Origin of the sequence: Hyphomicrobium zavarzinii ATCC 27496 (assembly GCF_000383415.1) — a bacterium.
Lineage (GTDB): Bacteria > Pseudomonadota > Alphaproteobacteria > Rhizobiales > Hyphomicrobiaceae > Hyphomicrobium_C > Hyphomicrobium_C zavarzinii.
This window is the reverse complement of the sequence record NZ_KB911261.1, coordinates 179,668-205,290: the sequence shown is the minus strand read 5'-3', so window position 1 is coordinate 205,290 and position 25,623 is coordinate 179,668. Positions and strand designations below refer to the sequence as shown.

The 25,623-nt window shown below is 63.3% G+C and carries 27 protein-coding genes; 18 read left to right on the top strand and 9 right to left on the bottom strand.

Annotated elements, in window-relative coordinates; translation table 11 throughout:
- Nucleotides 1-102 precede the first annotated feature (102 nt).
- Nucleotides 103-480, top strand: a complete 378-nt coding sequence (locus F812_RS0118535; RefSeq protein ID WP_020087485.1) for a DUF2946 family protein — start codon at nt 103-105, stop codon at nt 478-480.
- A gap of 82 nt (nt 481-562) precedes the next feature.
- Nucleotides 563-2,911, top strand: coding sequence for a TonB-dependent receptor (locus F812_RS0118530; protein WP_020087484.1), 2,349 nt, complete (start codon nt 563-565; stop codon nt 2,909-2,911).
- An 83-nt stretch (nt 2,912-2,994) separates the two neighbouring features.
- Here the strand turns inward: F812_RS0118530 and F812_RS0118525 are convergent, their stop codons facing one another.
- Complete coding sequence (locus F812_RS0118525; protein ID WP_020087483.1) at nt 2,995-3,303, bottom strand: YkgJ family cysteine cluster protein; 309 nt, start codon at nt 3,301-3,303, stop codon at nt 2,995-2,997.
- Nucleotides 3,304-3,698: 395 nt separating this feature from the next.
- Here F812_RS0118525 and F812_RS0118515 point away from each other — a divergent pair, with 395 nt between their 5' ends.
- On the top strand, nt 3,699-3,950 hold the full coding sequence (locus F812_RS0118515) for a hypothetical protein (protein WP_020087481.1): 252 nt from the start codon (nt 3,699-3,701) through the stop codon (nt 3,948-3,950).
- A gap of 78 nt (nt 3,951-4,028) precedes the next feature.
- Here the strand turns inward: F812_RS0118515 and F812_RS26645 are convergent, their stop codons facing one another.
- Complete coding sequence (locus tag F812_RS26645; RefSeq protein ID WP_156827520.1) at nt 4,029-6,014, bottom strand: OmpA family protein; 1,986 nt, start codon at nt 6,012-6,014, stop codon at nt 4,029-4,031.
- Between the two features lie 304 nt (nt 6,015-6,318).
- Between F812_RS26645 and F812_RS0118505 the strand changes: the two genes are divergently transcribed.
- Nucleotides 6,319-6,954: a hypothetical protein gene (locus F812_RS0118505; protein WP_156827519.1), complete on the top strand. Its 636-nt coding sequence runs from the start codon at nt 6,319-6,321 to the stop codon at nt 6,952-6,954.
- A gap of 85 nt (nt 6,955-7,039) precedes the next feature.
- Here F812_RS0118505 and F812_RS0118500 read toward each other — a convergent pair whose 3' ends face one another.
- Complete coding sequence (locus F812_RS0118500) at nt 7,040-7,720, bottom strand: response regulator transcription factor (protein ID WP_245257711.1); 681 nt, start codon at nt 7,718-7,720, stop codon at nt 7,040-7,042.
- A gap of 20 nt (nt 7,721-7,740) precedes the next feature.
- Nucleotides 7,741-8,283 (bottom strand): hypothetical protein, encoded by a 543-nt coding sequence (locus F812_RS25705; RefSeq protein WP_020087478.1) that lies wholly within the window; start codon nt 8,281-8,283, stop codon nt 7,741-7,743.
- A gap of 485 nt (nt 8,284-8,768) precedes the next feature.
- Here F812_RS25705 and F812_RS0118490 point away from each other — a divergent pair, with 485 nt between their 5' ends.
- From F812_RS0118490 to F812_RS0118430, 13 genes are all read left to right on the top strand, one after another.
- Nucleotides 8,769-10,601: a methanol/ethanol family PQQ-dependent dehydrogenase gene (locus F812_RS0118490; protein WP_156827527.1), complete on the top strand. Its 1,833-nt coding sequence runs from the start codon at nt 8,769-8,771 to the stop codon at nt 10,599-10,601.
- A gap of 239 nt (nt 10,602-10,840) precedes the next feature.
- A complete protein-coding gene (gene moxJ, locus F812_RS0118485; protein ID WP_026868258.1) occupies nt 10,841-11,722 on the top strand; it encodes a methanol oxidation system protein MoxJ in 882 nt (293 codons plus the stop codon).
- An 83-nt stretch (nt 11,723-11,805) separates the two neighbouring features.
- The gene (gene moxG, locus F812_RS0118480; protein WP_020087475.1) at nt 11,806-12,393 is read left to right on the top strand and encodes a cytochrome c(L), periplasmic; all 588 of its coding nucleotides are present in this window, start codon (nt 11,806-11,808) and stop codon (nt 12,391-12,393) included.
- A gap of 100 nt (nt 12,394-12,493) precedes the next feature.
- Nucleotides 12,494-12,784, top strand: a complete 291-nt coding sequence (locus F812_RS0118475; RefSeq protein WP_020087474.1) for a methanol dehydrogenase [cytochrome c] subunit — start codon at nt 12,494-12,496, stop codon at nt 12,782-12,784.
- Nucleotides 12,785-12,933: 149 nt separating this feature from the next.
- Nucleotides 12,934-13,983: an AAA family ATPase gene (locus F812_RS0118470; protein WP_020087473.1), complete on the top strand. Its 1,050-nt coding sequence runs from the start codon at nt 12,934-12,936 to the stop codon at nt 13,981-13,983.
- Entirely contained in the window at nt 13,980-14,852 is an 873-nt protein-coding gene (locus tag F812_RS0118465) for a DUF58 domain-containing protein (protein ID WP_020087472.1), read from the top strand. The genes F812_RS0118470 and F812_RS0118465 overlap by 4 nt, the downstream gene beginning before the upstream one ends.
- A 3-nt stretch (nt 14,853-14,855) precedes the next feature.
- Complete coding sequence (locus F812_RS0118460; protein ID WP_020087471.1) at nt 14,856-15,770, top strand: hypothetical protein; 915 nt, start codon at nt 14,856-14,858, stop codon at nt 15,768-15,770.
- Complete coding sequence (locus F812_RS24600) at nt 15,770-16,771, top strand: vWA domain-containing protein (RefSeq protein WP_020087470.1); 1,002 nt, start codon at nt 15,770-15,772, stop codon at nt 16,769-16,771. The genes F812_RS0118460 and F812_RS24600 overlap by 1 nt, the downstream gene beginning before the upstream one ends.
- Entirely contained in the window at nt 16,768-17,385 is a 618-nt protein-coding gene (locus tag F812_RS0118450) for a hypothetical protein (protein WP_020087469.1), read from the top strand. Before F812_RS24600 ends, F812_RS0118450 begins: the two co-directional genes overlap by 4 nt.
- Nucleotides 17,382-18,410, top strand: a complete 1,029-nt coding sequence (locus tag F812_RS0118445; RefSeq protein WP_020087468.1) for a vWA domain-containing protein — start codon at nt 17,382-17,384, stop codon at nt 18,408-18,410. Before F812_RS0118450 ends, F812_RS0118445 begins: the two co-directional genes overlap by 4 nt.
- Nucleotides 18,411-18,430: 20 nt before the next feature.
- The gene (locus tag F812_RS0118440) at nt 18,431-18,967 is read left to right on the top strand and encodes an SRPBCC family protein (RefSeq protein ID WP_020087467.1); all 537 of its coding nucleotides are present in this window, start codon (nt 18,431-18,433) and stop codon (nt 18,965-18,967) included.
- 61 nt (nt 18,968-19,028) lie between these two features.
- Nucleotides 19,029-19,958 carry a YncE family protein gene (locus tag F812_RS0118435; protein WP_020087466.1) on the top strand — a complete coding sequence of 310 codons (930 nt, stop codon included), beginning with the start codon at nt 19,029-19,031 and terminating at the stop codon, nt 19,956-19,958.
- 44 nt (nt 19,959-20,002) lie between these two features.
- A complete protein-coding gene (locus F812_RS0118430) occupies nt 20,003-20,338 on the top strand; it encodes a hypothetical protein (protein ID WP_020087465.1) in 336 nt (111 codons plus the stop codon).
- Between the two features lie 21 nt (nt 20,339-20,359).
- Here the strand turns inward: F812_RS0118430 and F812_RS0118425 are convergent, their stop codons facing one another.
- From F812_RS0118425 to F812_RS24595, 5 genes are all read right to left on the bottom strand, one after another.
- Entirely contained in the window at nt 20,360-21,361 is a 1,002-nt protein-coding gene (locus tag F812_RS0118425; protein ID WP_020087464.1) for a TonB family protein, read from the bottom strand.
- A gap of 8 nt (nt 21,362-21,369) precedes the next feature.
- A complete protein-coding gene (locus F812_RS0118420) occupies nt 21,370-21,864 on the bottom strand; it encodes a hypothetical protein (protein ID WP_020087463.1) in 495 nt (164 codons plus the stop codon).
- Between the two features lie 46 nt (nt 21,865-21,910).
- Nucleotides 21,911-22,426 carry a heme utilization cystosolic carrier protein HutX gene (gene hutX / locus F812_RS0118415; RefSeq protein WP_020087462.1) on the bottom strand — a complete coding sequence of 172 codons (516 nt, stop codon included), beginning with the start codon at nt 22,424-22,426 and terminating at the stop codon, nt 21,911-21,913.
- 24 nt (nt 22,427-22,450) lie between these two features.
- Nucleotides 22,451-22,792: a heme-degrading protein HmuQ gene (gene hmuQ, locus F812_RS0118410; RefSeq protein WP_020087461.1), complete on the bottom strand. Its 342-nt coding sequence runs from the start codon at nt 22,790-22,792 to the stop codon at nt 22,451-22,453.
- Nucleotides 22,793-22,934: 142 nt separating this feature from the next.
- A complete protein-coding gene (locus F812_RS24595) occupies nt 22,935-25,094 on the bottom strand; it encodes a TonB-dependent hemoglobin/transferrin/lactoferrin family receptor (RefSeq protein WP_020087460.1) in 2,160 nt (719 codons plus the stop codon).
- Between the two features lie 330 nt (nt 25,095-25,424).
- Between F812_RS24595 and hemP the strand changes: the two genes are divergently transcribed.
- Nucleotides 25,425-25,619: a hemin uptake protein HemP gene (gene hemP / locus F812_RS26170; RefSeq protein ID WP_026868253.1), complete on the top strand. Its 195-nt coding sequence runs from the start codon at nt 25,425-25,427 to the stop codon at nt 25,617-25,619.
- Nucleotides 25,620-25,623 lie beyond the last annotated feature (4 nt).

Genomic DNA, 25,623 nt, shown 5'->3' with positions numbered 1-25,623 from the left:
CCCCGCCAGGTTATCAGAGATCAACTGAGTTCGGTCGGTGCCGGGGATGATGCCGTACTGGCAACTGGACATATCAATCGGTAGGCGAGATCTGACGAGGCGATGCGGCACGTCCTGCGCATATGGGTGATCGTAGCGTATGCGCTGTACAGCATCGTGCCGGTGGGATTCATGCTCGCGCCGAAAGCGGACAAGGATGCGGTCGCGATGACAGTCGTCATCTGCACCGGTCACGGCCCAGAGCAGGAGGCCGCCGAAGGCGAGGCACCCGTCCCATCGAAGAAAAAGAAGCGGGACAAGGATATCTGCGCCTACGCGTCTATCGGCTCGGCGAGCATCGGCGCGGGCCCGTCTTCGGTCGTCGCATCGCAGGCAGCCTACGCCTCGATCACGTATCGCATCACGCGCGGCATTTTTCAGGAAACGCCGCGTCCCTCGGCCCATTCGGCACGAGGCCCACCGGAACTCTCCCTCTCGTAGTCCACCACAAAGCGCACCGGCTGCCCTCGTTTTGGGGAACGCCAGCCTGCGCACAGGCTTCACGACACACTGGAGAGTTCCTATGTCCTCATCACGCTATCGGCTCGCGCCGGGCAGGGCGGCCGCTGCCGCCGTTGCATCCTTGATTCCGTTCTCCCACGGCGTGGCTCAAGACGCGGCCAGCAACACGACAGCAAGCAACAAGGGCAGCGTCTCGCTGCCGCCCGTGGTCGTCGTCCACAAAGAGCACAAGGCCGCCGGAAAGAAAGCAAACCAATCCACGCCGGCGGCAGCTAACTCCGGCCCCGGAGCCGAGGTCCACGAGGCCCCTCGGCAATCGGAGATCGGACTTCGTAACGACGGCCTCGCCGTTCCGCTTTCCGCGACGCAGAGGACGAGCCGCGATTTCCAGTCCATGCAGCCCGGAACGAGCAGCACGGCGGATCTGATTGCGGATGCGCCCGGTGTCAGCATTTTCAGGGCTGGCGGCGTGTCGGGCATCCCCGCGCTCAACGGCCTTGCCGACGATCGGGTGAAAGTCCTGCTCAACGGCATGGTGGTCTCGTCGGCCTGCGCCAATCATATGAACCCGCCGCTCTCCTACGCAGACCCCGCCCAGGTCGGATACGTCGAGGTGCTGACCGGCGTGGCCCCCGTCTCCAAGGGCGGCGATAGTCTCGGCGGTACCGTGATCGTCGAAAGCCATCCGCCGCATTTCGCAAGCCCGGAGCAGGGCGTCCACACGGCGGGAAGCCTGTCGGCCTCCTATCGCAGCAACGGCGACGGCATCGGAACCGCCGCCACCGCTCATGCCGCGACCGAGACGGTGAGCGTCAACTATGCGGGCGCGTGGAGACGGTCCGGCAACTACGACGACGGCCGCGGCACAGAGGTCTACTCCACCGAGTACGAAGCCCAGAACCATTCCGTTCAGCTCGCGATCCGCAACGGAAGCGATGTCTTCATCGTCCAGGGCGGTCTCCAGTACATCCCCTACCAGGGCTTCGTGAACCAGCGCATGGATATGGTCGACAATCAGGCCTGGTTCCTGAACACGCGCTATGTCGGAACCTTCGGCTGGGGCAAGCTGGATGCGCGCGCCTTCTACCAGCACACCGACCACGAGATGAACTTCCTGTCCGACAAGAAATACAACAAGGCGCCGCCCTATCGGAACATGCCGATGCTGACCGAAGGCGAGGACATGGGCTATGCGATCAAGGCGGAGATACCCCTTTCGCAGCGCGACCTGCTCCGCGTGGGCAACGAGCTCCATCACCAGGCGCTCGACGACTGGTGGCCCGCCACCATGGCCATGGTGAGCATGATGGGTCCCGATACGTATCTCACCATCAATGACGGAACGCGAACCCGGCTCGGCACCTTCATCGAGTGGGAGCGCAAGTGGGATCACGCTTGGTCCACGCTCTTCGGCGTGCGCAACGATGTCGTCTGGATGGATACCGGCGACGTGCACGGCTACAACGCCGCCGTGGGAGGCATGGGCGGCGTCTATGCCCTCGATGCGGCAGCCTTCAACGCCCGCAATCACGAGCGCACCGACACCAACATCGATGTCACGGCCCTGGCGCGCTACGAGCCGAACCGCAACACGAGCTATGAGGCGGGCTACGCCATGAAGTCGCGCGCGCCCAATCTCTATGAGCGCTACGCCTGGAGCCGCGTGGACGGGCCCATGGACAACGCCCAGATGGCAATGAGCATGATCGGCTGGTTCGGAGACGGTAACGGCTACGTAGGCAACCTGGATCTCGAGTCGGAAACCGCCCATACGGTCAGCGTCACGACCGGCTGGCACGACGGCGCGCGCAAGGATTGGGAGTTTAAGGTCACGCCCTACTACACCTACGTGGAGGACTACATCGGCGTGAGAAAGATCGGCAATGCCATCGGCCAGCCGGGCTTCGTCAATCTCGAGTTCGTCAACCACGATGCGGAGCTGTACGGCATCAACTTCGCCGGAAGCGTGCGCTTGCTGGCGAGCCGAGACTTTGGCGAGATCGGCCTCTCCGGGCGCGGCGGCTATGTGCACGGCGAGAATGTCGATACCGGCGTCAGCCTCTATCACATGATGCCGCTCCATGCCCGGCTGGCGCTCACCCATGCGCTGGGCGGCTGGTCCAGCGCCGTCGAGCTCGATCTCGTGGGCGGCAAGCACAACGTCGATACCACCCGCAACGAGCTGGAAACTGCGGGCTACGCGCTCGTCAATCTGCGCACGAGCTACGAGGTCGACAACTGGCGTTTCGATCTCGGTGTGACCAATCTGTTCGACACTTACTTCGAGGACCCGCTGGCCGGCCACTATATCGAGCCGACTATGTCGGGTCACATCGGCGGCGTGGCGGCAAAGGGAAATGTGCCGGGCGAGGGACGCTCCTTCAACGCGGGCCTCACCGTGAAGTTCTAGGAGCAGCACCGGCATCACGGCATGAGGGAGGGAGGACGGGGTACCGCCGTCCTCCCTTTTTTATGTCCCTCAAGGAGGAAGCCTTAGCGCGCGAGGAGCGGCAGCCCATGGCGCTCCCGCGCCATGTCGCAGGCATGGTCGCCGGGCTCGCAGGCGCGGCATACGTCGGGCCGGTCGGCGTAGATCGCGCAGGACGTCGCAACGCCGATCTGACCGACGAGGGCCAGGCAGCGCACGCCATCGCAACGCATGCCCGAAAGCTGGTCATTGACCATCTCGGCGGGAATCCGGTCCAGCGTGGCGTCGTCCTCAATGGTGAAGCGCGGCCATTCGTCGGAGTAAGCGCAGCACGCCCCGCACACCGTGCAGGGGGAGGAGTTTCCGCCCTGCATCACGGGGGCGGCGCCCAAAATTCTGCTATCTTCCTGCTCTTTCATCGGGATGTTGGGTGTCGATCGAGACTGGCGGTGCGGCCGCCTGAGCTGTAGCCTTGGCAACGGAAAAGAGCGTCTGCTCAGAGGTGCCGGACATGGACCAGCAGAACAGGGGCCAGCAGAGCACACGGATACGATTACGCCGGGCAGAACGTAGCGGGCAAGTCCCGCGTGCAGTATGCCTCTTTCTCGTCGCCGTTTCGCTTGGCGTCTGTGCGGCAGTATCCGCAACTCACGCGACGATCCAGGAGGAGAGCTGCATCGAGCCGGATATCGAGTATCCGGTGCCGTGTGACGACGAAGAGTGATTTCAACTATAACGGTGCGCGCGGCGAACGCGGAAGGAGGAGCACGTGATCCAATGGAAGCCTGTGGCCGACTATGTCGAGCCCGAATGGGACAGGCCCGGGGTGGCGTTGCCGCCGCTGTTGTTCTGGCGCCCGAACAAGGGAGCGACCCTCGGCTACATTCGCGACGAGGAGCTGTTCGATGCCAAGTGGGTGTACGTGAGCGACGCCAACAAGGTCACCCATTTCTCCGCGGTGAATGCGCCGGGCGACAACGTAGTGGATCTTGCCGCCCATAGAAGCGAGGCCAAGGGCTGAGGATCTTCTGAACTCTGCGCAATGAAAAAAGGCCCCGGATGCGATGCGCATCCGGGGCCATTTCTTTAGAAGACCGATTTAGTTCTCGTCCCACCCTCGCCGTGAGAGCAGCGGCGTGATGCGGCGCACGGAGACGCGGCGGTTGATCCGAGAAGGCCCGTCAGTCATGACCTTGAGATACTGCTCGCCGTATCCCTGCGTCGTGAGGTTCTCCGGCGGAATGTCGAACGTCTCCGTCAGGATGACGGCCACCGTTTCCGCGCGCCGGTCGGACAGCGAAAGGTTGTCGATGTCGGAGCCGACGGCATCCGTGTGCCCTTCGATCAGGAACACCTCGTCCGGCGACTTGTCGAGGATCCGCCGCATGGCGTCGGCGATGCGCTCGAGCTTGCGATACTGGTCCTCGCCGACATCCCAGGATCCGAAGTCGAAATTGATCGCATCGAGGTCGACGCGGCGCATGCGCTCGAGCACGCGGTAGCTGTGGCGCACCTCGTCCAGCGAGTAGCCGCGGTCGAGTCGCTCGATGGGCGGCGCGCTGAGCGCATCGTAGATGTCCTCCTCCGAGGCGTCGTCATAGTCCACGATGTACTTGTCGCGCGGAATGCGAACATCCGGCGGCGGCAGATCCACGTAAGAATCGTAGTAGCGGCCGGGGCCGAACTGCGAGCCGCGACGATCGTGATAGAAATTGCGGTTGTCGATGAGCACGATCTCGCGCCCGTCGCGATCCTTGCGCGAACGTCTCAAAAGCCGGCCTTGCTCGTCCTCGAGCGTATAGATGAGAGCGCCGGCGAGGCCCATGTACACCGTGAGCAGCGTGCCATCCTTGCGCCGCTCGCGCCGCAGCTCGCGGCCCGACTTTGCAAACCGGCGCGTCTCGTCGTGCCGAATGAAGGCACGGTTGTTCTCGCGCACGATCACGCGCTTGTCCGGCTCCACGATCACATTGCGGGCACCGCCGAGGTCCACTCGCTCCCGCCGTCCCTTACGCAGAGCTTCGAATTTGCTTGCCGATCCTTCGCGCCAACGCTCGGTGTCGCCGGGGCCGCCGCGACCGCGGTCTCCGCCGCCCTGGCGATCGCGCTCGGCTTGCTGGCGCGCGCGTTGGTATTCCTGGTCCGCCTTCGCGCGGTCGAATTTGCTCGGCCCGCGATCGCCGTCCCGGCGGCGCTGGGCATCCAGTTGCTGCTGGCGGATCTCGTTTTCACGTGCGAGGTCGGCGTCGCGGTTCGGACTGCCGCGTCCCGCCTCCATCTCCTTCTTTTTGATGATGCCTTCGCGGATCCGGTCGATGTCCCGCTTCGGCGGAGGGGCTGCGTTCTCTCTGGCCCGCTGATCGTCGATCTGCTTCTGCTTGATGGCGTTCTCGCGAGCCAGGTCCGCGTCCTGCTTTTGCTTCAGTGCCTTGTCACGCTCCTGCTGCGCATCGAGCTGCTGACGTCTCAGCACGTTGTCACGCTCGCGGTCGGCGTCCTGTCTGCGCGTTGCAGCGTTGTCCCGCGGCTGCACGGCGTTCTGCTCCTTACCCTGCATAACGCGTTCGCGAATGCGATCGATGGGGCGCTTGGGTGGGGCAGCGTTCTCCTTGGCTTTCTGTGCGTCGAGCTGCTGCTGCTTGATGGCGTTCTCGCGGGCTAGGTCCGCATCCTGCTTCTGCCTGAGCGCTTTCTCGCGAGCCTGCTGGGCCTCGAGCTGTTTCTGCTTGAGAGCCTCGCCTTGGGCGCGGTCGATAGTCTTGTCCGGCTTACCCGCAGGCTGGCCCTGCGGTTGCCCCTGCCCTTGCCTTTGCGGCGGAGGCCCGCCCTCGCGGCCAGGCCCACCGCCTTCGCGGCCAGGCCCGCGCTCGCCTCGGCCCGGTCCCTCCTTGCCTGGGGTACGCTTTCCCGGGCGGGTGTTGTCGCCCTCTTTATCTTCCCCCTGATTGGCAGCGGGGCCGCCCGGCCCTTGCTGCGCGATCCGGTACTCGGGGTCCCGCGTCGGGGTCTGGGCGTGCGGAGCGGATGGCGCGATGGCGGACGTGAGGAGAAGGGAGAGGGCCGCGGTGAAGGCGCGATGGGTCATGTTCTATCCAAAGTTGATCCGGGGCCGGTCGACATCGTCCCGGAACAAGGCCGAAGGGTGCCTGGAGCGTCGTCCCGGCAAACAAGGCTTCGCTTGAGTCCTAGACACCCATTGACCCCCGTTTAGTTCGGGAAACAGCGCAAATGATGGCGGTAAAAGGCCCTTTTCGGTCCTGGATGGACGCAGACGGTCGCGACCGCGTCCCCGCAGACCGGGGATTTCCTCCCGGATTGTTCTGCCATGACACGGCATGGTGAGGCGCGCAAAGAGCTATGCAAAACAACTCATACTGGGAGAAGACCTCGTGATCCGTGGTGTACTTGTGGTTGGACTGCTCCTTGCCTCTGGCAGTCACGCTTTCAGCGCTGACTGCAAGGAGGAGGTGAGCCAGGCGTTCTCGAAGCTGCGCAGCGGACCGGGCTTCCGGCTCCAGACGAAAATTGTCAACGAGCAGCAGGGAACCCTGCATATGACGGTAGACTACCTGCTGCCGGACCGCATGCATCAGCGCGTGAGCCTCGGCGATCAGGCAACTGCCCAGATGGAGACCATCGCCATCGGCAACAAAGTCTGGTCGAACCAGGGACAAGGATGGTCCGAGGTTCCGGCTAATTTTGCCGAAGTGATCGCCAAGCAGCTCAAGGAATCGGTGGCTGAGCCCTCGAAGAGCCAGCTCGCCTACGAGTGCCTGGGTGAGACGACGTTCGAGAGCAAGCCCTATCTGGCCTACAAGGCTACCCTTCCGCCCGTGACCGAGGAGCGCGCGAAGGGAGACAAGGAAAAGCCTGCCGAGCCGGCCAACATTCAGACGCTCTACGTCGACAAGGCGACCGGCCTGCCGGCGCGCAATATCGTGACGAAGGGCGATGGATCGGATACGCGCTTGTTTGACGGCACGTTCAGCACGCCGACAGACATCGCGATCAATCCGCCGAGCTGACGAAACCGCGACAGCTACCCGATAAAAAATGCGCAAGCCCTCAGCCGAGAGCTTGCGCAATTTCTTTTGCGGCTTCTATTGGAGTTTAGTCGCGATTGCGCCGTCCGGAGGGACCCGGCAGATGCTGGATCGCAATGCGCATCAGCTCCGGCAGGCTGCGTGCGCCGAGCTTCATCTTGATCTGCGATGTGGTGTTGGCCACGGTCTTGTAGCTGATGCTGAGCTCTTCCGCGATCACGCCGTAAGACTTGCCTTCAGCGATGAGCGAGAGCGTCTGAAGTTCGCGCACCGTGAGCGCCTGAAGCGGGCTCGCATTGAGCCGCGTCTCGCTGAACGCGATCTCCGAAGCGACCTCGTGGCTGAGATACGGCCGGCCCTGCCGCACGGTATGGAATGCCTTGAGGAACTCGTCCGAAGGCGCATCCTTGAGCAGATAGCCCGTGGCACCCGCCTCCAGTGCGCGGCGGATGATCATGGGATCGCTGTGCATGCTGAGCACGAGGATCGGCGTCTTCTTGTCGTGCAGCCTGAGACGCCGCACGAACGACAGGCCGCCGAGCGCCGCGGTCTTGATCGAAAGGTCGACGATGATCACGTGCGGATGATGAGCGCGGTATTGTCGGTAGCCGTCAGCCAGGCCACCCGACTGCAGAACGCGCGCGACCTCGGCTTCCTCGAGGATGCGGGCGCACCCCTGAAGCACGAACGGATGGTCGTCGATGATGAGCACTCGGAGCTGCTCGACGCTTTGCATAACTGGTCCCATGGGTCGTCTGTCCTTGCGGGCTAGGGCGTTGCGCCATAGCGGGTCTTGAGGGTTGCGAGCGCCTCCGTGCGGGTGACGCTCGAGACCCGGAGATTGAAATAGTACTGGCTCACGGCGCCGAAGCCTTCAGTCTGGCCCATTTTGCCGCCGATGCTGGTGAGATCACCGAGAATATCTGTCGCACGTTCTTTTATTCCGTGCGGCTCGAGCATCTCGGAGAGCTGTGCGGAGCGGTTGGCGATCATCCGCTCGCTCTCCCGATAGCGCGTATGCGCGGTCGCCAGCAACTCCGCCACCCGCTGAACCTCTGGGTCGGTGATCGGTCGCGCGTCTTCCTCGCCGCGGCTTGCGAGCCATTGGGCGGGAGAAAGGGGACTGGAAAGCTCGAGCCAGGCGGTCTTGTGAGGCGCCGCTTCCGCGGGATCCACGCGCTTCGCCTCCTGGCGCACGGGCTCGTCTCCGCATCCGCCGAGGCCCGCGCACGCGAAGAGAGACGCTGCGAGGAGGGCGGCGAAAGAGGCGGAGCGCTTTACGCGCTGATCGGAGCCGTTTTTGTGCACCACGATCGCTCTAACCTCCCTCTTTTGGATCGGAATCGAGGCTCGAAACGAGCCGCGAATGAAAGTGAAACACCACAAGACGGTGCTTCGCGGCGATCACAATAACGTTACATAGTTACGTTTTTGCCCGTTGCCGGGGCAAGCCCGGCTTCTTTGCAATTTTATCCCGTCGATGTCTGCCAGTCGGACTAGAGACCGCACCGAATGTCGCAGTCTAGCGTGCGGCCACGGTCCGAGACGCAAAGCCGCAACGGGCGAGAACAAGCCCTTGGCGGTGCAGCAAATCGGGTCGTGAGCGTGATGTCCCCCGACGTGGTCAGCGGGACATTGCGACACTGGATAGAGGCAGGCTGCGGATGCGCACTCATGGCTAACCGTGAGGCTCTCCGCGGGAACTGTCTCGGCCTTGGGATGGATAACGCGAGGTTTTGGGAATGATGAAGCACCTGGGTAAGGGGCTGTTGGCTGGCGCGTCCTGCGCTGCGCTGATGGTCGCCATGGGTTCGGCATCCTCTTCGTTCGCCAACGACAAGCTCAACGAGCTGTCGAAGAGCAACGAAAACTGGGTGATGCCGGGCAAGAACTACAGCTCACAGAACTACAGCCCCAACACGCAGATCAACACCGAGAACGTGAAGCAGCTCCGCGCTGCCTGGTCGTTCTCGACGGGTCTGCTGCACGGGCATGAGGGAACGCCGCTCGTCGTGAATGGCGTCATGTACGTCCACACGTCGTTCCCGAACAACACGTTCGCTCTCGACCTGAACGATCCCGGCCACATCCTGTGGCAGCACAAGCCGAAGCAGGATCCGGCCGCTCGCTCGGTCGCTTGCTGCGACCTCGTCAACCGCGGTCTGGCCTACTGGCCGGGCGACGGCAAGGTTCCGGCTCTGATCATCAAGACCCAGCTCGACGGCCACCTCGTGGCTCTCAACGCTGAGACGGGTGAAGAGTACTGGAAGGTTGAGAACGGCGACATCAAGGTCGGCCAGACGCTGACCCAGGCTCCGTACGTGATCAAGGATCTGGCTCTCGTCGGTTCCTCGGGCGCCGAGCTCGGCGTTCGCGGTCACACCACCGCTTACAACGTCAAGACCGGTGAGCAGGTCTGGCGCGTGTACGCAACCGGTCCCGACAACGAGGTCGGCCTGGCTGACGACTTCAACAGCGCAAACCCGCACTACGGCCAGAAGGGCCTTGGCACGGGCACCTGGGAAGGCGACGCCTGGAAGATCGGCGGCGGCACGAACTGGGGCTGGTACGCCTATGACCCCGAGACGAACCTCTTCCACTATGGCTCGGGCAACCCGGCGCCGTGGAACGAGACCATGCGTCCGGGCGACAACAAGTGGACGATGACGATCTGGGGCCGCGATGCCGACACCGGCAAGGCCAAGTTCGGCTACCAGAAGACCCCGCACGACGAGTGGGACTACGCTGGCGTGAACGTCATGATCCTTTCGGAGCAGACGGACAAGGCTGGCAAGAAGCGCAAGCTTCTCACCCACCCCGATCGTAACGGTATCGTCTACACCCTCGACCGCGAGAACGGTGACCTCGTCTCGGCTAACAAGCTCGACGATACGGTCAACTGGGTGAAGCAGGTCGACCTCAAGACGGGCCTCCCGGTTCGCGATCCTGAGTTCGGCACCCGCATGGACCACAAGGGCAAGGAAATCTGCCCGTCGGCCATGGGTTACCACAACCAGGGCCACGACTCCTACGATCCCACGAAGGAACTCTTCTTCATGGGCATCAACCACATCTGCATGGATTGGGAGCCCTTCATGCTTCCCTATCGTGCCGGCCAGTTCTTCGTCGGCGCCACGCTGTGGATGTACCCGGGTCCGAAGGGTGATCGCCAGAACTACCTCGGTCTCGGTCAGATCAAGGCCTACAACGCGATCTCCGGCGACTACAAGTGGGAGAAGATGGAGCGCTTCTCGGTCTGGGGCGGCACGCTCGCGACCGCAGGCAACCTGGTGTTCTACGGAACGCTTGATGGCTTCATCAAGGCCCGCAACTCTGACACCGGTGAGCTGCTCTGGAAGTACAAGCTTCCCTCGGGCGTGATCGGTCACCCGATGACGTATGAGCACAAGGGCACCCAGTACGTCGCCATCATGTACGGCGTCGGTGGCTGGCCGGGCGTTGGTCTCGTGTTCGACCTGCAGGATCCGACCGCTGGCCTTGGTGCCGTCGGCGCCTTCAAGAACCTGCAGAACTACACGCAGATGGGTGGTGGTCTCCAGGTGTTCTCGCTCGATGGCAAGAACCCCTACAACGACCTCTCCGTCGGTGAGTTCGACACGAAGGGCTGATCTAGCCTGAACTAAAGGCCGCCGCAGCGCCGATCATCCTCTCGTGGCAGAGAGGCGCTGCGGCGGCCCCCACGCCGGAATGGCGGACCCAAACACACACCGCGATCGCCCGGAAGAGATGCAGGCCAATGCATCCGAAAAAGGGCGATCGGAAGAGCCAAGCCGCAAAGCTCAGAGCGAAATCTGAAGCGAAAGAGACGGCAAGCTCGACACATAAAGAGGAACCCAAGGTGAAAGTCATGAAGCGTTTCGCGTCCTCCCGCTTCTCTTCCATGAAATCTGCGCTCGTCGCGCCTCTCTTCGCGGTTGGCCTCGTGGCCACGCCCGCCCTGGCCGCTGACGACGCCAACTCCGAAGCCTCCGCCATGCTCCGCATCTGCGCAGCGGCGGACGAGCTGCCCTATTCGAACCGCGATGGATCCGGCTTCGAGAACAAGATTGCGGTCGCTGTGGCCGACGCCATGGGGCGGAAGCCGCACTTCGTATGGTTCTCGCGCCCAGGCATCTATATCGTCCGCGATCAGCTCGACATGAAGATGTGCGATGTCGTGATGGGCATGGACACCGGTGATCCGCGCGTCCTCACCACCAAGCCCTACTATCGCGCTCCTTACGTCTTCATTCAGCGCAAGGACACCAAGCTCGACATCAAGGATTGGAACAGCCCGGATCTCGCGAAGGCTGCCAAGATCGGCTTCACGCCGGGTACGCCCGCCCAGATCATGATGGAGAAGCTCGGGCTCTTCCGCGAGCACTTCAACTACATGCACTCGCTGACCAACTTCCAGGATCGGCGCAACAAGTTCACGCGCGTTCCGCCCACCCGCATGGTCAACGAGGTCGCCGACGGCACGGCGGACGTCGCCGTGAACTTCGCGCCGGAAGTGGCGCGCTACGTCAAGGCGTCCGACAAGCTGATGCTAACGGTCATCCCCGACGACAACGTGCGCAGCGACGGGGAGAAGGTTCCGCATCATTTCGATCAGTCGATCGGCGTCCGCAAGGACGACACTGCACTCCTCTCGGCACTGGATCTCGCGCTCGAGAAGGCGAAGCCGAAGATTGAGGAGATCCTGAAGGACGAAGGCATTCCGCTCGTGACGGGACTGCCGCGCTCGTGAGTGAGGAGGCGGGAGGCGGACGTGGACACCGCCTTTCCGGTTTGGGAGTTCAACGAAATATAACAACGGGTAGCGACGAGAGAATGACGAGGAAGAGCAAGGCGATTTTTGCGTCTGTCCTGCTGGCGGCAGGCGCATTCGGAGGTGCTGTCGCGTGGGCGGAAGATTTTCGGCACACGATCACGGGTGAGGACCTGAAGGTGCCTGAGACTGCGAATCCGGAAGGCCGGGATACCGAGGCGGTCAAGAAGTTCCTTGAAAGCGGCGTGAACCTCTACACCGAGGTCAAGGCGTGCCTCCCCAAGGGTGAGGAGGTCTATCTGACGTCGTGCTCGGGCTGTCATGGCCATGTCGCCGAAGGCAAGGTCGGACCCGGTCTCAACGACGCCTACTGGACCTATCCGAAGAACAAAACCGACAAAGGTCTCTTTGAGACGATCTACGGCGGCGCCCAGGGCATGATGGGACCGCACAACGATCTGCAGCTCGACGAGATGCTGAAGCTGATCGCCTGGATCCGCCATCTCTACACCGGCGACATCCAGGAAGCCGATTGGCTTACCGAGGAGCAGAAAAAGGCGTTTACGCCTTACAAGCTCGAGGAACACGCATCCGCGGACGACAGCGCAAAGGCTGCGGACGCAGGTGAGTGCAAGGTATCCGCAAACTAACCGGCCAGGGCGCCTTCGCGGGCGCCTCCCGGGGGATATGCGGGTGTCAGGGCGGATTAAACCGCCCGAAGTCGAAGACGCTGATTGGAGGAACTGACCCATGACGAAGACCATTGTGACGCTCGCCGCAAGCGCGGTGATCCTCGCAGTTGGTGCCGGCGTTGCCGGCGCCTACGATGGAACGAAGTGCAAGGCCGCGGGCGTTTGCTGGGAGCCGAAGCCCGGCTACCCGGAGAAGGTCGCCGGCTCGAAGTACGACCCGAAGCACAACCCCGCCGAGCTTGCTAAGCAGCAGAAGTCGCTCGACGACCAGGCCGCTCGCAACGCGAAGCGCTCCGCGCACTTCCAGAAGACGGGCAAGTGGGTCTACGACGTATCGAAGATCCAATAGTCGTTCGATTGATTCCTCGGCTGCAGTGCCACGCTTGCAAGAGTGCTCTGCTTCCTCTCCGAGGGTTCTTGGGGTGCGGCTTCGGCCGCACCTCCTTTTGAGCAAGAACAACAAGGCTCCGGTTCGGCTCCGGGCGCCGCGAGGTCCTGATGCCGCACGATAAGATCGAATCCGGTCAATCCACCGGACGCATTGACTTGCCCGGATGGCGTAGCCGGGCCGCCAAGTTCGAAACCGAAATTGCAAAAGCGGTGGTGGGCCAGGAGCGCGTCATCCGCTTATTGACGATTGCCCTTTTTGCGCGCGGTCACGTGCTGCTGGAAGGCGACGTCGGCGTGGGCAAGACGACCTTGCTGCGTGCGGCCGCGCGCGCGGTGGGCGGTGCCTACGAGCGCATTGAAGGCACGATCGACCTGATGCCGGGCGATCTCATCTATCATACTTACCTCGCCGAGGACGGGCGCCCGCGGGTCGACGAAGGCCCCGTGCTTCGCGCAGGCGAGGATCTCGCCATCTTCTTCTTCAACGAGATCAACCGCGCCCGCCCGCAAGTGCACTCACTTCTCCTGCGTCTCATGGCCGAGCGCAGCGTGACGGCGTTCAACCGCGAGTTCCGCTTTCCGCACCTCGTCGTGTTCGCGGACCGCAACCGCGTGGAGCGCGAGGAGACGTTCGAGCTGCCTGCGGCGGCGCGCGATCGATTCCTGATGGAAATTGCCATCACCACGCCAGCCGATCTCGCAACGCGGCGCGAATTGGCTTTCAGCACACGTTTCCATGACGGCGATCGTCTCATCGGCTCGATCGAGGAAGGCATCCTGCCTTACGACCAGCTGAATGATGTCGGCCGCGCCATCCAGGAAGAGATCAAGACCAGCGACGCGTTCGAGCGCTACGTGCTCAATCTCTGGCAAGCCGTGCGCTACCCGGCCGAGGCCGGCATCCAGATCCCGGGCGTCGATACGGCGCGCCTTGTTGCAGCAGGCGCAAGCCCGCGTGGTTTGAGCTATCTCGTCCGCGCAGCCCGCGTCGCGGCCTGGCTCGACGGGCGCACGATGGCGGTTCCGGAAGACGTACGGTCCGTCTTCTTCGAGACGATGGCGCACCGCATCTTCTTCGAGCCCGTCTACGAGCTTCGGCGCGAGCGGGTGGCGCGCGAGTTGATCGACGCCCTCTTCGAGACGGTGCCCGTCCCATGACGACGAAGCCCATGACGTCGCCACCTCCGGTCGATCTGCCCTATCGGATCGTCTGGCGGAGCCGCTCGGTGCGTCAGGGGTCCCACCGCAGCACGCAGTCGGGTGCGGGCGGCCTGTTCCGGGACCTCGCCACCCTTATGGAGTACCGCGATCCTCGCCGCATCGACATGCGCCAGACGTTGCGGGATCCGTTCGGCACGCTGCATGTGCGCCGCTTCGAGGAGAAGAGCGAGATCGGCGTCACCATGCTGCTCGATGTCTCGGGCTCCATGGCCTTTCACGGCGCCTCTAGAAAGATGGAGATCGCGGCCGAGCTCGCCACCGTTCTCGCCACCTCGGTGCGCCGCGCAGGCGATACCTTCGCTCTGTACGCGGCTGACAGCGAGGTGAGGGAGGAGCTTTGCGTTGCGCCGACGCGCTCTCGCGCGGGTGAGGCGGAGATGGTGGCCGCCCTTCGGGCATACGTGCCTGCCCACCGGGGCGCGGCCGGGCTCATCGAGGCCGCCCAGAGGATCGGCCGCAAGCGCAATGTCGTCTTCGTCGTGTCCGATTTCCTGCTCCCCGAGCAACAGCTCGAGGAGCTGTTCGACGCCCTAACCGGGCACGACGTTGTCCCGATCAGGATCTCGGATTCGAGAGAGAACGCCGAGCTTCCGTCCTGGGGCCTCATGGAGCTCACGGATCTCGAAACTGGCCGGCGACGCCTCGTAGCCATGAGGCCTTCTTTAAAGGCCGAGTGGCAAAGGAGGATCGAGGCCCGCCGGTCCTTTTTTCGATCTCTGGCCTCGCGCTACGGTCGCGAGCCGTTCGAGATCACGGATTCCATCCGATGGGATCTGCTGGGCGCCCATCTCGCGACGGGAGCATGAGCCATGCTGCGGGCCATCTTCGCTCTACTGTCGATCCTTGGGCTTGCGCAGGGCGCCGCTGCAGGTGTGCGCTCCATTAGCGTCGAGGACCCGAGGCCATTCGGATACTTCCTCGGCGATACGCTCGTCCGCACCATCGAGATCGAGACTGGCGCTGACGACGAGATCGTTCCCGCGTCCCTCCCGCGCACCGGGCCGTCCAACTATTGGCTGGAGCTGAGGTCGCTCGATCTCACATCCTCGCTTCACGGAGACGCGCGCCGGCATCGGCTGACGCTGACGTATCAGACGTTCTACGCGCCGATCGATCCCAAGAAGGTCACGATCCCGGCAACAGAGGTGACGGTGCGCAGCCCCGAGGGCAGCGAGACGGCGACCTTGCCGCCGTTCACGTTCCTCACCTCCCCGATTCGCGAGATCTTTCCGGAGAAGAGCGGCGAGACGGCAGAGACGTTCCTGCGGAATGACAGTCCGCCTCCGTTGCGAAAGTCTGGCAATTTGCGCTCCGCCGCTTTGATAGCGGCCGGCCTCTCGGGCCTGCTGCTCGTTCTGCTCGCACGTGATCTCGCCTGGTGGCCGTTCGATCGCCGTGCCGCACGGCCGTTCTCTCGCGCCGTGCGAGATGTGACCCGCGCGCTCGCGTCCGGAAGTAATGGTGACGGCTATCGCAGTGCGCTGCTCGCCCTGCATCGCGCCTTCGACACTGCCGCCGGCCATCGGCTGCTTGCCGCGGATCTCGACGGATTCCTCGCGGCCCATCCGGAGCATTCAGAAACGCGCGCCGAGGTCGAGCGCTTCTTTGCAGCTTCACGCTCCGTATTCTTCGGAGACGCGCAGAGGGAAGGCGAGATCGGCCTGCCGCCGTCCGATCTGAGGCAGCTTGCCGCCGTCCTTGCCCGGCAGGAAAGGGCGGCCTGATGGATCTCGCCCTCCAGACGCCCTGGGTGCTGGCGCTCCTTCCACTGGCGCTGCTCCCACTGCTGCTCTCGGCGCAGAGAGCGCAGAGCTATCCCTCGATCGAGGGCATCGAGGCGGACCCCTTGTCGGTAGCCCTGGATTGGATGCTCCGGATCGTGGGGAGCATCGCCATCGTGGCGCTCATCCTCGGCATCGGCGGCCTTCACCGGCTGGGTCGCACCATCGAGAAGAGCGGCGAGGGCGCCCACATCGTTCTGCTCATCGACCGCTCGTCGAGCATGGACAACACCTTTGCCGGACGCGCTCCGGAGGGCGGTGAGGAGAGCAAGTCTGCCGCAGCGCGCCGCCTGCTCAAGGATTTCATCGTGCACCGTGACCATGACCTGGTCGGTGTTGCAGCCTTCTCGACGTCGCCGATGCACGTGCTGCCCATGACCGAGCACAAGGACGCGGTGCTGGCGGCGGTCGACGCCATGGATCGTCCGGGCCTCGCCTTCACCAACGTTGGGCGCGGCCTCGCCCTTGCGCTCGACATGCAGGAGGCAGACCCGTCTCCCGCCGCGCGCGTGATCGTGCTCGTGTCGGACGGTGCGGCCGTCATCGACAGGAAAGTGCAGGAAAAGCTGCGCGCCGCGTTTGCCCGCAGGCCCATCAATCTCTATTGGCTCTTCCTGCGCACCGCCGGAACCCCCGGAATCTCCACCGTGCCCGCGCCTGGCGAGGAGGATACGCCCCAGGCCATGCCGGAGCGCCATCTCGACAAGTTCTTCAAGTCTCTCGGCATCGACTATCGCGCCTTCGAGGCAGAGAACCCGGAGGCGATCGCCCTCGCCATCGCCGAGATCGGCAAGCTCGAGCGCAGCCCGATCACGTATCTCGAGCGCATCCCGCACGAGGATCTGAAATCGCGCGCCTTTGCGGTCGCCGCTGCCGCGCTGCTGGTGCTGTTGGCGGCCAAGCTGGCCGAGGTCCGTCTCGTTCCTTCAAGCGAGGACGCATGAGCATCGCATCTGAGCCCATCACCCTGTCGCGCCTTCTCGCCCCCGTTTTTGCCGCGATCCGCAAGGTGCGCACGCTTCTCCTGGCAACCGCGCTCATCGCCTCTGTCGCGACATTGGCGGTGCTCACCTGGCGTATCCACGAGGTCCGCCGCGACAATGCAATTATCGCGGCATTGAAGGAGGGCGAGGACGTCCCCGTAGATGCGCGCAAGGCCTCGGGAGAGGTCCTGGTCGCCCGCTCTCATTTCCTCCTGCAGCGTGACCGGCGCGAGGAGGCCCAGACGCTGATCGACGGCTCGTCCGCCATGACGGATCCGAAGCTCCGGGCGCAACTGCTCTACAACCATGCCAATGCGCGCGTGCGCAACGCCATCGACCTCGTCCAGCGGGGCGATATCGATAAGGCGATCCCTCTCACCCGGCTGGCCAAGGATGAATACCGGCTGGCCCTGCGCCTCGATCCGCAAGCCTGGGACATCAAATACAACTACGACGTCGCCATGCGCATCGTGCGCGACTTCCCGGGCTACGAGCAGGAAGGCGAGGATGTGCCGCCGGATGCGCCGAAGCGCCTGTGGACCGATCTTCCCGGTGTGCCGAAGGGGCTTCCATGATGCGTGAGCGATTGGAGGATGTGCGCTTCTGGGTCTTGCTCGCGGCACTCGTCTTGACTGTGCTCGCGATGATCCTTCCGCGCATCAAGCTGACGCGCAACGCCTACGATATCGTCGCCGTGGTCGACATCACGGGTAGCATGAACACCCGCGACATGACCGTATCGGGGAAGCCGGTGAGCCGCCTCGAGGCATCGAAGGACGCGCTGGAGCGGCTGCTCGCCACGCTTCCCTGTCAGTCGCGCCTCGGTCTCGGCGTCTTCACCGAGCGCCGCTCGTTCCTGCTCTTCAATCCCGTGGAGGTCTGCGAGAATTTCGCGCCGATCGAGACCGCGATCCAGAACCTCGACTGGCGGATGGCCTGGGAAGGGGACAGCATGGTCTCCAAAGGCTTCTACAGCGCCGTCGCCATCGCGGACGATCTCAAGGCCGACCTGCTGTTTGTGACCGACGGCCATGAAGCGCCTCCTCTTCCGCCCGGCGGCGGCATTCCGGATTTCGAGGGCACACCCGGAAAGGTGATGGGTCTCGTGCTCGGTATCGGCGGCAAGGACAAGGTGCCGATGCCGAAGTACGACGACGAGGGCAACGAGATCGGAACTTACGGCCCCATGGATGTGCCGCAGGAAAATCACTCCGGTCCGCCTCCGCCGGACGCCCATTTGCGGCCCGGTTACCATCCCAAATGGGCGCCCTTCGGCACCGATGTGCAGAAAGGCGAGGAGCATCTGACGTCCGTTCGCAGTGAGCACCTCGACAGCCTGTCGGCCAAGGCCGGCCTCGCCCACGCTGATCTGGTCGACACCAAAGACGTTCTGGGCGCGATCGCATCGCACGCCCACACCCGCCCGGTGGAGGTCTCGGTCGACATTCGCCCTGTTCCCGCAGCCCTGGCTCTCGCGCTCCTGGTCGGGCTCTACGCCATACCGCGCCTTGCGCAACTACGCAGGGATCTCAAGGAGGCCGCCACCCGCAGGGCGGATCGCACGAAAGATTTGACACGCCCAACACCGCTCGGAATTTGAAAAGCAACACGAGGATGACAATGACACTGTTCGCACGCGTGATGGGCGTTCTCGCCCTGTGGATCGGCGCAACAGCTCCGGCTCTTGCGCACGGCCCCACCCCTCAGAAGGCGGAGGAGAAGATCACGATCGCAGCTCCGCCCGCGAAGGTCTGGGCCGCGCTGAAGGAGTTCGCCGACGTGAGCTGGAACCCCGGCATCACCAAGACCGAGGCCACTGGCGGCAACGACTCTGGCGCAAGCCGCTCCATCACGTTGAAGAACGGGAAGGTGCTCGTCGAAGGCCTCGACGAATACAGCGCCGACACCATGTCCTACGGCTATCGCCTCTCGACCGAGAACCTGGAAGCGCTGCCCGTGAGCTTCTACTCGGCAACCATTGCGGTGACCCCGTCCGGAGACGGCAGCGAGGTGACCTGGATCGGCCGCTTCTACCGCGGCGATACCAGCAACTTCCCGCCCGAGAACCTGAACGACGAAGCTGCCGTAAAAGCCATGACCGAGTTCCTTCAGGAAGGCCTGAAGGGCCTCAAGGCCAAGGTCGAGGGCAGCGGCTGAGACAAAGCATCGGAGTGCGATCATGAGATTTCTCTGCCTCCGAGGGAGCGCCGTGGCTGCCATGCTCGTGACATGGCTGGCCTTTGCGAGCGCGTCTCTCGGGGCAGAGAAGCTCTACGTGTTGAGCCAGACAGGCGCCAAGCTGACCGAGATAGATCTTGCGACGCATCAGCTCGGCGCGTCTGTCGCGCTCGAAAAGGCGCCCGCGGCCTTGACGTTCTCGCGAGACAGCAAGCTGGCCTACGTCACTCACCCCGATCTCGGAAAAATATCGGTGGTGAGCCTCGGCGGGCAGAGGGTTCTCCGCACCATCAGCGTCCCCGGCTCACCGTTCGGCATCGCCGTCGCCGGGAATGGACGCATTTACGTCGCGGATTGGAACGGCGCAGACGTCGCCGTCCTGGAGCCTTCCGATAACGGCGCGACACAGCCTCGTATCGTGAAAGTCGGGCGTGCACCGGCCCACGTTCTTCTCACGCCCGACGAGACGACGCTGTTCGTCGCCAATCGTGAGAGCGACAGCGTCAGCGTAATACGGGCCTCCGATCTCGAGGTGGTCGCCACCATCGCGGTGGGGCGGGCGCCTTTCGCGATGGCGCTCTCGCCGGATGCCAAGCGCCTCTACGTCGGCAACGTGCAGGGCGGCTCCGTTTCCGTGATCGATACCGCTGCGCTGGCCGTGGTCGAGACGATCAAGAGCGGCGCAATGCCTTACGGCGCGGCGGTGACGCCCGATGGCGCCCGCGTGCTGGTCACCAATCAGCAGAGCAGCACGGTCGCGGTCCTGGAGGCTGGCGGTGCCCCTCGTCCGGGCGTTCGTGTCGGCGGATATCCCGAAGGCATCGTGATCGACGCCAGTGGCCATTTCGCATATGTCGCCAACTGGTTCTCGGATGATGTCTCGGTGCTGGATCTCGCAAGCCTCAAGGAAATTCGCCGCATCAAATGCCCCGGCGGTCCGCGATCGGTTGTGATCGCGCGAGATCCGTGACGAAGGCGAAAAGAAAAAATGACAAACGAGGGAGAAAGCGGCGCATGCAATTCGGATCACGCCTGAGGGCGCCAGCGCTTGCGGCGGCGCTGATCATCCTCTCGTCCGCGGCCGCAGAGGCCGGAAAGTTCTGCGGAGATCCTGTGGAGGGTGGAAAGTCGTCGGGTTCCACGCAGGAGGAAGCCGCACAAGCGGCCCAGAACTGGTGGTCGTCGCGCGCCGGCTCGCTCGGCCGTGGATACGAAAGCTGGGACAATGCCGACGACCGCGGGCTGGAATGCAGCAAGGGTGGCGATGGAACCTTCTACTGCAAGGCCACAGCCCGCCCCTGTCTCCCGGAGGGCGTGCTGCCCGAGAACGTGCCTAAGCTCGATATGTAAGCGTCCTCAGCGGAGGCGGCGTCAGCGGAAGTAGAACGGCACCGCGAACCCGAGCCGACTCGACGGTGTGCCCGCCGGCGGCGGCGGGAACGGAGCGGCGCGCCGCACGGCCGAAAGCACGGCCTGGTCCAGAGCCGGCACGCCGGAGGATCTCCCAAGACGCACATACGTCAGCCCGCCTGAAGACGAGACGCCGAACGACACCACGACGGTTCCTTTTTTTCCGCCGCTCGACGGGCGATTACCGGCAACGCGGGCGCGCACGCGGGCAGCATAACCCGCGATGTCGCCTGAGCTCGCCGACACACGTCCGGATCCCGCCTTCGTCGAGCTGCTGGCGCGCGAGGCGGCGCCACCCTTCTTGCTCGGATCGGTCTCGGCCTTCTGCGTGGGCTGCTTGGGCTTTTCCGAAGCTTTCTCGGCTTTCTTTTTTGGTTTCTCCTGCTCCTCGCGCGCAGGTTTCTTCTCCTCTTCCCGCTCGGTCCGCTTCTCCTCAGCTGCCGGGGGAGGAAGGCTGTCCTCCACCTCCGCGGTTCCCGCAATCACTGTGTCGGAAGGCTCGACCGCTTGCGCGAAGGGCACGGGAGGGACAGACGGATGCAGAGCGTCTGTCACCGGCTCGGCCTTGAGCGTCTCCTCGGCTTTGACCTCCTCCGCGGTGGAGGCGGCGGCGCTTTCGGTCTCCGCGCCCGCCTGCTGCGCGACGGAAGCCGTCTCGCCGCTCTGTGTCTGGGTCACGTCGACGAGAGCCTGCTCGAGAACGGGGCTCGCGATGAACTCGATGCTGATGGCCTCGGTCGGCTGTTGCAGAACGCCGAGTTCGTTACGCTCCCACGTCATCATGAGCGCGAGCGCAGCCAGCGCATGCAACGAAAACGAAAGAACGCCGGACGTGGCGATGGCGGCGCGAGGCCGCGTGGAGGTGTGGACGGTACGGGACAGCAGTGGGCATTCGAAGGAGCGCGGAAGCGCGAGCGCAACCCCATCATCGCGGGTGAAGGCAAACTCGCACGCCGCGTCCATCGGCAGCCTCAATGCAGCCGCAAGCTGGGCGCTGGCATCGCACCTTGCCGCTTCCCGGGATCGACTGCCGCGGCAAGCGTGCTGCCGAATCGGGCGGCGGCAGCCGCGAGGACGGGCGCGCGGGAGCGGCGCGCAAACTCGGCCGCGGCCTCGTCGATGTCATGAGGCTCGCCGCGATACCCGGCCTGCATGAGCGTAATGAGCTGCCATTCGTCCTCGGTCACGCGCAATCGGCACGAGGGGCAGAACGGTGAGAGATAGCCGAAGCCGCCACGGCGCTCTTCGCGCATGGCGCGAATGAGAACGGCGATACGCGAGGCGATGCCCGGCCCGTTGTCGGCGCCGAACTTCACCTCGGCATGGCTGATCGCGCGGTCCCAGCCCTCCGCATGATTGTGCTCGTAGCTCATGCAATGGAGCCGGACGAGATGCAGCCACTCGCGTTCCAGATCCCCCAAGCCGGTGGACTGGATGTCGGTCAGGGAATCGCGCCCTTTGCACATCACGGGCCTCCAAAGATCTTTCAAGCCATGCGAGAAGTGCCGCCGTTCAAAGGCTGGCTCTCAACGTATCGAACCGCGCGACCTGATCGGCGATGAGGTTGCGGGCTTCATCGCGGCGGACGAAGATCTTGAACATTGCGTCGCCGTCCAAGTTGAAGAACTGGATCGAGCGCGACTCCCGACCCATGAATGGCCGCAAGACGAACGCGATCTCCTTGCACCGCGAGGCACGGATATGTCCGCCGATGGGGCTGTCTCCGTGCAGATTGAAGTAGCCGCGCCCGAACGTGCCGGGCGGCAGAGGCCCTTCGCATTCGAGCACGAGATCCGGCGTGTGCACGATGAACAGAATGGAACCCCATCCCGTCACCGCTTCGAATATTGTCTCGAGCCGATCTCCGGCAACGATCGTGCGGTGCGCCTCGGGAAGAGCGCGCACCACATCGAGCGTGCTGACGCAGTATGTGCGGGCGATGTCCTCGAGAATACCGTCTGGATTGGTTGCCAGCCGCTGCTGGAGCGGCAGGAAGACGTCGTCCTTCTGTTCTGCTACGGCGTTCATGGAAGACACCTCCGCTCGATCGAATTACTCGGCAGCGACGAGGCGCGTTCCATCGCTCGTCACGGTTTGCAGCACCTGGAATCCCTCGAATTCGGGATGGCCCACATAAAGCGGCTTGCTGGAGCCCGCGCCCGAGTGGGCTTTGCGGAACTGCTCCGACTTCGTCCAGGCCTCGAAATCGGCCTTCGAGCGCCAGATCGTGTGCGACGAGTAGAGCACGTGATCCTCGCGCTCCGGTCCCTTGAGCAGATGGAACTCGACGAAGCCCGTAAGCTCGTTGAGATGCGTCTCGCGCGAAAGCCAGACGTTCTCGAAGTCCTTCTCTGCTCCTTTGATCACCTTGAAGCGGTTCATTGCGATGAACATCGCGGGGGGTCCTTTCGTAGTTTCCGAACGGTGCGATCATAGACGAATTAGAGAACGGCGGCAGCGTCCGATCCGGCCTCGGAAGAACGACCGGAAAGGCACGCCGCCGCCAACTTGGGGGTCCCAGGCAGTGCGGGAGGAGTTACTGGGCCCCAAGACGCATGGTCACTCCAACCCGGGCATTGAAGCCGGGGCTGTTGTATTGGTCGAGATGCTGGCGATAGGTCTCGTCGAAAAGGTTGTCGATATTGGCGTTGACGGTGAGCTTGTCGTTGACCTGATACTCTCCGAAGAGATCGACCACGGTGTAAGCATCCGCGAACTGCGCGGCACGAATCTCGCCCGGCTCGAAGCGGTCTTGTTTGGCTACGAAGCGCGTGCGTGCACCAGCCGTCAGCTTGTTGTCGAAAGCCCGGAAGCCTGCGGTAAGCGTGACCTGGTCGGCCGGAATGGTCATGAGACCGGTGCCGGTATCCTCGTTCGTGCCCCGAATGCGATGAGCACCGATCCCCGCGAACCAGGACTGCGCGTCGTAGTAGGACTCGAACTCCACGCCTTCGATAGTCGCGTCGCGCACGTTCTGGTACTGCAAGTTCACGCCGTCGAACATCGGGACGAACGAAACCGGGATACAGCCTACCCCCGGGTTTACGCCCGTGCAGCCTGGCCGGAAGAACAGCAGGTACCCGTTCGTGTCTCCAGTCGTCACTTGGTCGATATAGTTCTCGACCTTGTTGTGGAACGCAGTGAACTTTGCCCGGAACTTATCGCCGGTCGTGACGACGTTGTCGTACTTGAGGTTGATGCCGCCTTCCCAGTTACGCGCGACTTCCGGCTCGAGGTTGGGATTGGGAAGAAGCTGGAAGTGCGCGAATCCGGGATGGAACCCGCTGAGCAATGTCTCGGAAAGGGCTGGCGCGCGGAAACCTTCGGCATAGGTGCCGAACACCGTAAAGCCTTGCAGCGGCGTGACGCCGAGCGTGACCTTCGGCGAGATGCGATCGTCGGAAAGCTCCGTGCCGCCGCCCTCCAGTTTGTAGCTGTCGTAACGCACCGCCGTGATCAGATCGACCATGTCGTTGAAGAACGTGAGCTGGCTCTGAACGAAGCCGCCATAGACTTCACGTTGACCCGACGGCGTGAACTCGTCGCCATTTCCGGTCGGATCGGCGGTCTTGACGGTGTCGCGGAACCCGTCGATGCCATAGGTCAGCGCCACCTTCATGCCGGCAGCGTCGAAACGCGAGGTATTGTAGATGTCGGCGCCTTCGGTCTCGATATTGAAGCTGCGCTGCGAGCCGACTGGGAATGCGTCCGGGTGGAAGAAGCACGGCGAGCCCACCGGCAGGAAGACGGTCGGAAATGCCGTTGTTCCGAAGCGCGCGAGATTCGAGGAGTTACATGCGACCCCGCCGCCACCCGGATTTGCCGTATAGTAGGAATTGTCGCCGCCCGAAAGGCGCGTCTGATCGAGCGATGTCTCGTTGTAGTAAACCTTGCTTGAGAAATCGATCAGCGGGTTGGTCGGGCTGGTGAAGGTGTAGCCGAGGGTGTACTGGCGATTTTCGACGTTGGTGTCGTAGTCCGTCGAGCCCTGCTCGACCTGATCCATGAAGCTCGAATTGTAGTCGATGATGGTCGCGGTCACCTCGTGGCCCTGTTCGGGACGAATCCGCAGCTTGGCAAACTTCGAATCCGTCTCGTCGTTCGAGCCCGGCACGACGTTCCCGCTGCCGTCCTCGTAGTCGTTGGACCAATGGCCGTTCACCTGCCCGATAATATCGACAGTGCCGCTGAGAGAGCGGGCCGCCGCGGTGAAGCTCGCAAGCTTGCCGTCGTCGTTGGTGCCGTAGCGGGTCTTCACCTGTCCGGCCGCGTACTCCCCGGACCGAAGGATGTCGCCGGCATCGAGCAGCGAGAACTGTGCGACGCCACCGATGGCACCCGAACCGTAGATCGTCGCCGTAGGACCGCGCGTGATGTCGACGCTCTTGATCATCTCGGGATCGATGTAGAACATGCCGTTCGCGCTGTGGCCGGTACGCTGGAAGTTCTGCCGCGCACCATCGATCAGCACGTTGACGCGTCCAAAATCCTGCAGGCCGCGAATATTGATCGCCGTCGCGGTATCGCGCGCCGTCTCCTGTGTCGTCACGCCTGGGATCGTTCTGAGAACCTGCGAAATACGGTCCGGCTGGAATTGCGTATCGATCTCTTCTCTGCTGATCGCCGACGAGCCCGAGAGCGCGTCGATCGCACTCTCCTGAGTCTTGGAAGACGTCACGACGATGCCGTCGAGCATAATTTCTTGCGCGTTTGCGTATTGCGTTAGCGATATCAACGAAACCGCTGACATCAGGCCCCCTGCCCACACTCTTACCATCACAGCCCTCGCCCCAGTTGTAGCTTGCGGTTCACTGGCTGGCTGGCTCGGGACCCCCTCCCGAAAGGCTGGCTTGCCGTTGCGGCGACGATATTGCGTCTGCCGGAACATCCGCGATTGCGATGCGGACTTGCGCACAATAGTAATGTGGAATTACATAGTCAACAAACAAAAGGCGATCCGAAAACATCCGCTTCTACGACGCGTGAACGGCTGCCGATTTCAAATAATTCTAATCTGGACGTAGGAATGTCACCCGAGCAACACGAGAAAAAGACTGAAATATCGGCGCCCCTGCCATCGGCACGTGGATCTGTTGAGGCGTTGATCCGTTACAGCGTGGCGGATCTTCTGCAAGGAAGGCGTGAAGCCATCCTCGAGCACGACGGCGCTGAATACCGTCTGCGCATCACCGCCAATGGCCGCCTCATTCTAACAAAATAGGAAC

Coding starts and splice junctions, on each gene's coding strand:
- F812_RS0118535 (WP_020087485.1), top strand. CDS start 103: ATGCGGCACGTCCTGCGCATATGGGTGATCGTAGCGTATGCGCTGTAC.
- F812_RS0118530 (WP_020087484.1), top strand. CDS start 563: ATGTCCTCATCACGCTATCGGCTCGCGCCGGGCAGGGCGGCCGCTGCC.
- F812_RS0118525 (WP_020087483.1), bottom strand. CDS start 3,303: ATGCAGGGCGGAAACTCCTCCCCCTGCACGGTGTGCGGGGCGTGCTGC.
- F812_RS26645 (WP_156827520.1), bottom strand. CDS start 6,014: ATGACCCATCGCGCCTTCACCGCGGCCCTCTCCCTTCTCCTCACGTCC.
- F812_RS0118500 (WP_245257711.1), bottom strand. CDS start 7,720: ATGGGACCAGTTATGCAAAGCGTCGAGCAGCTCCGAGTGCTCATCATC.
- F812_RS0118490 (WP_156827527.1), top strand. CDS start 8,769: ATGGTCGCCATGGGTTCGGCATCCTCTTCGTTCGCCAACGACAAGCTC.
- moxJ (WP_026868258.1), top strand. CDS start 10,841: ATGAAGCGTTTCGCGTCCTCCCGCTTCTCTTCCATGAAATCTGCGCTC.
- moxG (WP_020087475.1), top strand. CDS start 11,806: ATGACGAGGAAGAGCAAGGCGATTTTTGCGTCTGTCCTGCTGGCGGCA.
- F812_RS0118475 (WP_020087474.1), top strand. CDS start 12,494: ATGACGAAGACCATTGTGACGCTCGCCGCAAGCGCGGTGATCCTCGCA.
- F812_RS0118470 (WP_020087473.1), top strand. CDS start 12,934: ATGCCGCACGATAAGATCGAATCCGGTCAATCCACCGGACGCATTGAC.
- F812_RS0118465 (WP_020087472.1), top strand. CDS start 13,980: ATGACGACGAAGCCCATGACGTCGCCACCTCCGGTCGATCTGCCCTAT.
- F812_RS0118460 (WP_020087471.1), top strand. CDS start 14,856: ATGCTGCGGGCCATCTTCGCTCTACTGTCGATCCTTGGGCTTGCGCAG.
- F812_RS24600 (WP_020087470.1), top strand. CDS start 15,770: ATGGATCTCGCCCTCCAGACGCCCTGGGTGCTGGCGCTCCTTCCACTG.
- F812_RS0118450 (WP_020087469.1), top strand. CDS start 16,768: ATGAGCATCGCATCTGAGCCCATCACCCTGTCGCGCCTTCTCGCCCCC.
- F812_RS0118445 (WP_020087468.1), top strand. CDS start 17,382: ATGATGCGTGAGCGATTGGAGGATGTGCGCTTCTGGGTCTTGCTCGCG.
- F812_RS0118440 (WP_020087467.1), top strand. CDS start 18,431: ATGACACTGTTCGCACGCGTGATGGGCGTTCTCGCCCTGTGGATCGGC.
- F812_RS0118435 (WP_020087466.1), top strand. CDS start 19,029: ATGCTCGTGACATGGCTGGCCTTTGCGAGCGCGTCTCTCGGGGCAGAG.
- F812_RS0118430 (WP_020087465.1), top strand. CDS start 20,003: ATGCAATTCGGATCACGCCTGAGGGCGCCAGCGCTTGCGGCGGCGCTG.
- F812_RS0118425 (WP_020087464.1), bottom strand. CDS start 21,361: ATGGACGCGGCGTGCGAGTTTGCCTTCACCCGCGATGATGGGGTTGCG.
- F812_RS0118420 (WP_020087463.1), bottom strand. CDS start 21,864: ATGTGCAAAGGGCGCGATTCCCTGACCGACATCCAGTCCACCGGCTTG.
- hutX (WP_020087462.1), bottom strand. CDS start 22,426: ATGAACGCCGTAGCAGAACAGAAGGACGACGTCTTCCTGCCGCTCCAG.
- hmuQ (WP_020087461.1), bottom strand. CDS start 22,792: ATGTTCATCGCAATGAACCGCTTCAAGGTGATCAAAGGAGCAGAGAAG.
- F812_RS24595 (WP_020087460.1), bottom strand. CDS start 25,094: ATGCTCGACGGCATCGTCGTGACGTCTTCCAAGACTCAGGAGAGTGCG.
- hemP (WP_026868253.1), top strand. CDS start 25,425: ATGTCACCCGAGCAACACGAGAAAAAGACTGAAATATCGGCGCCCCTG.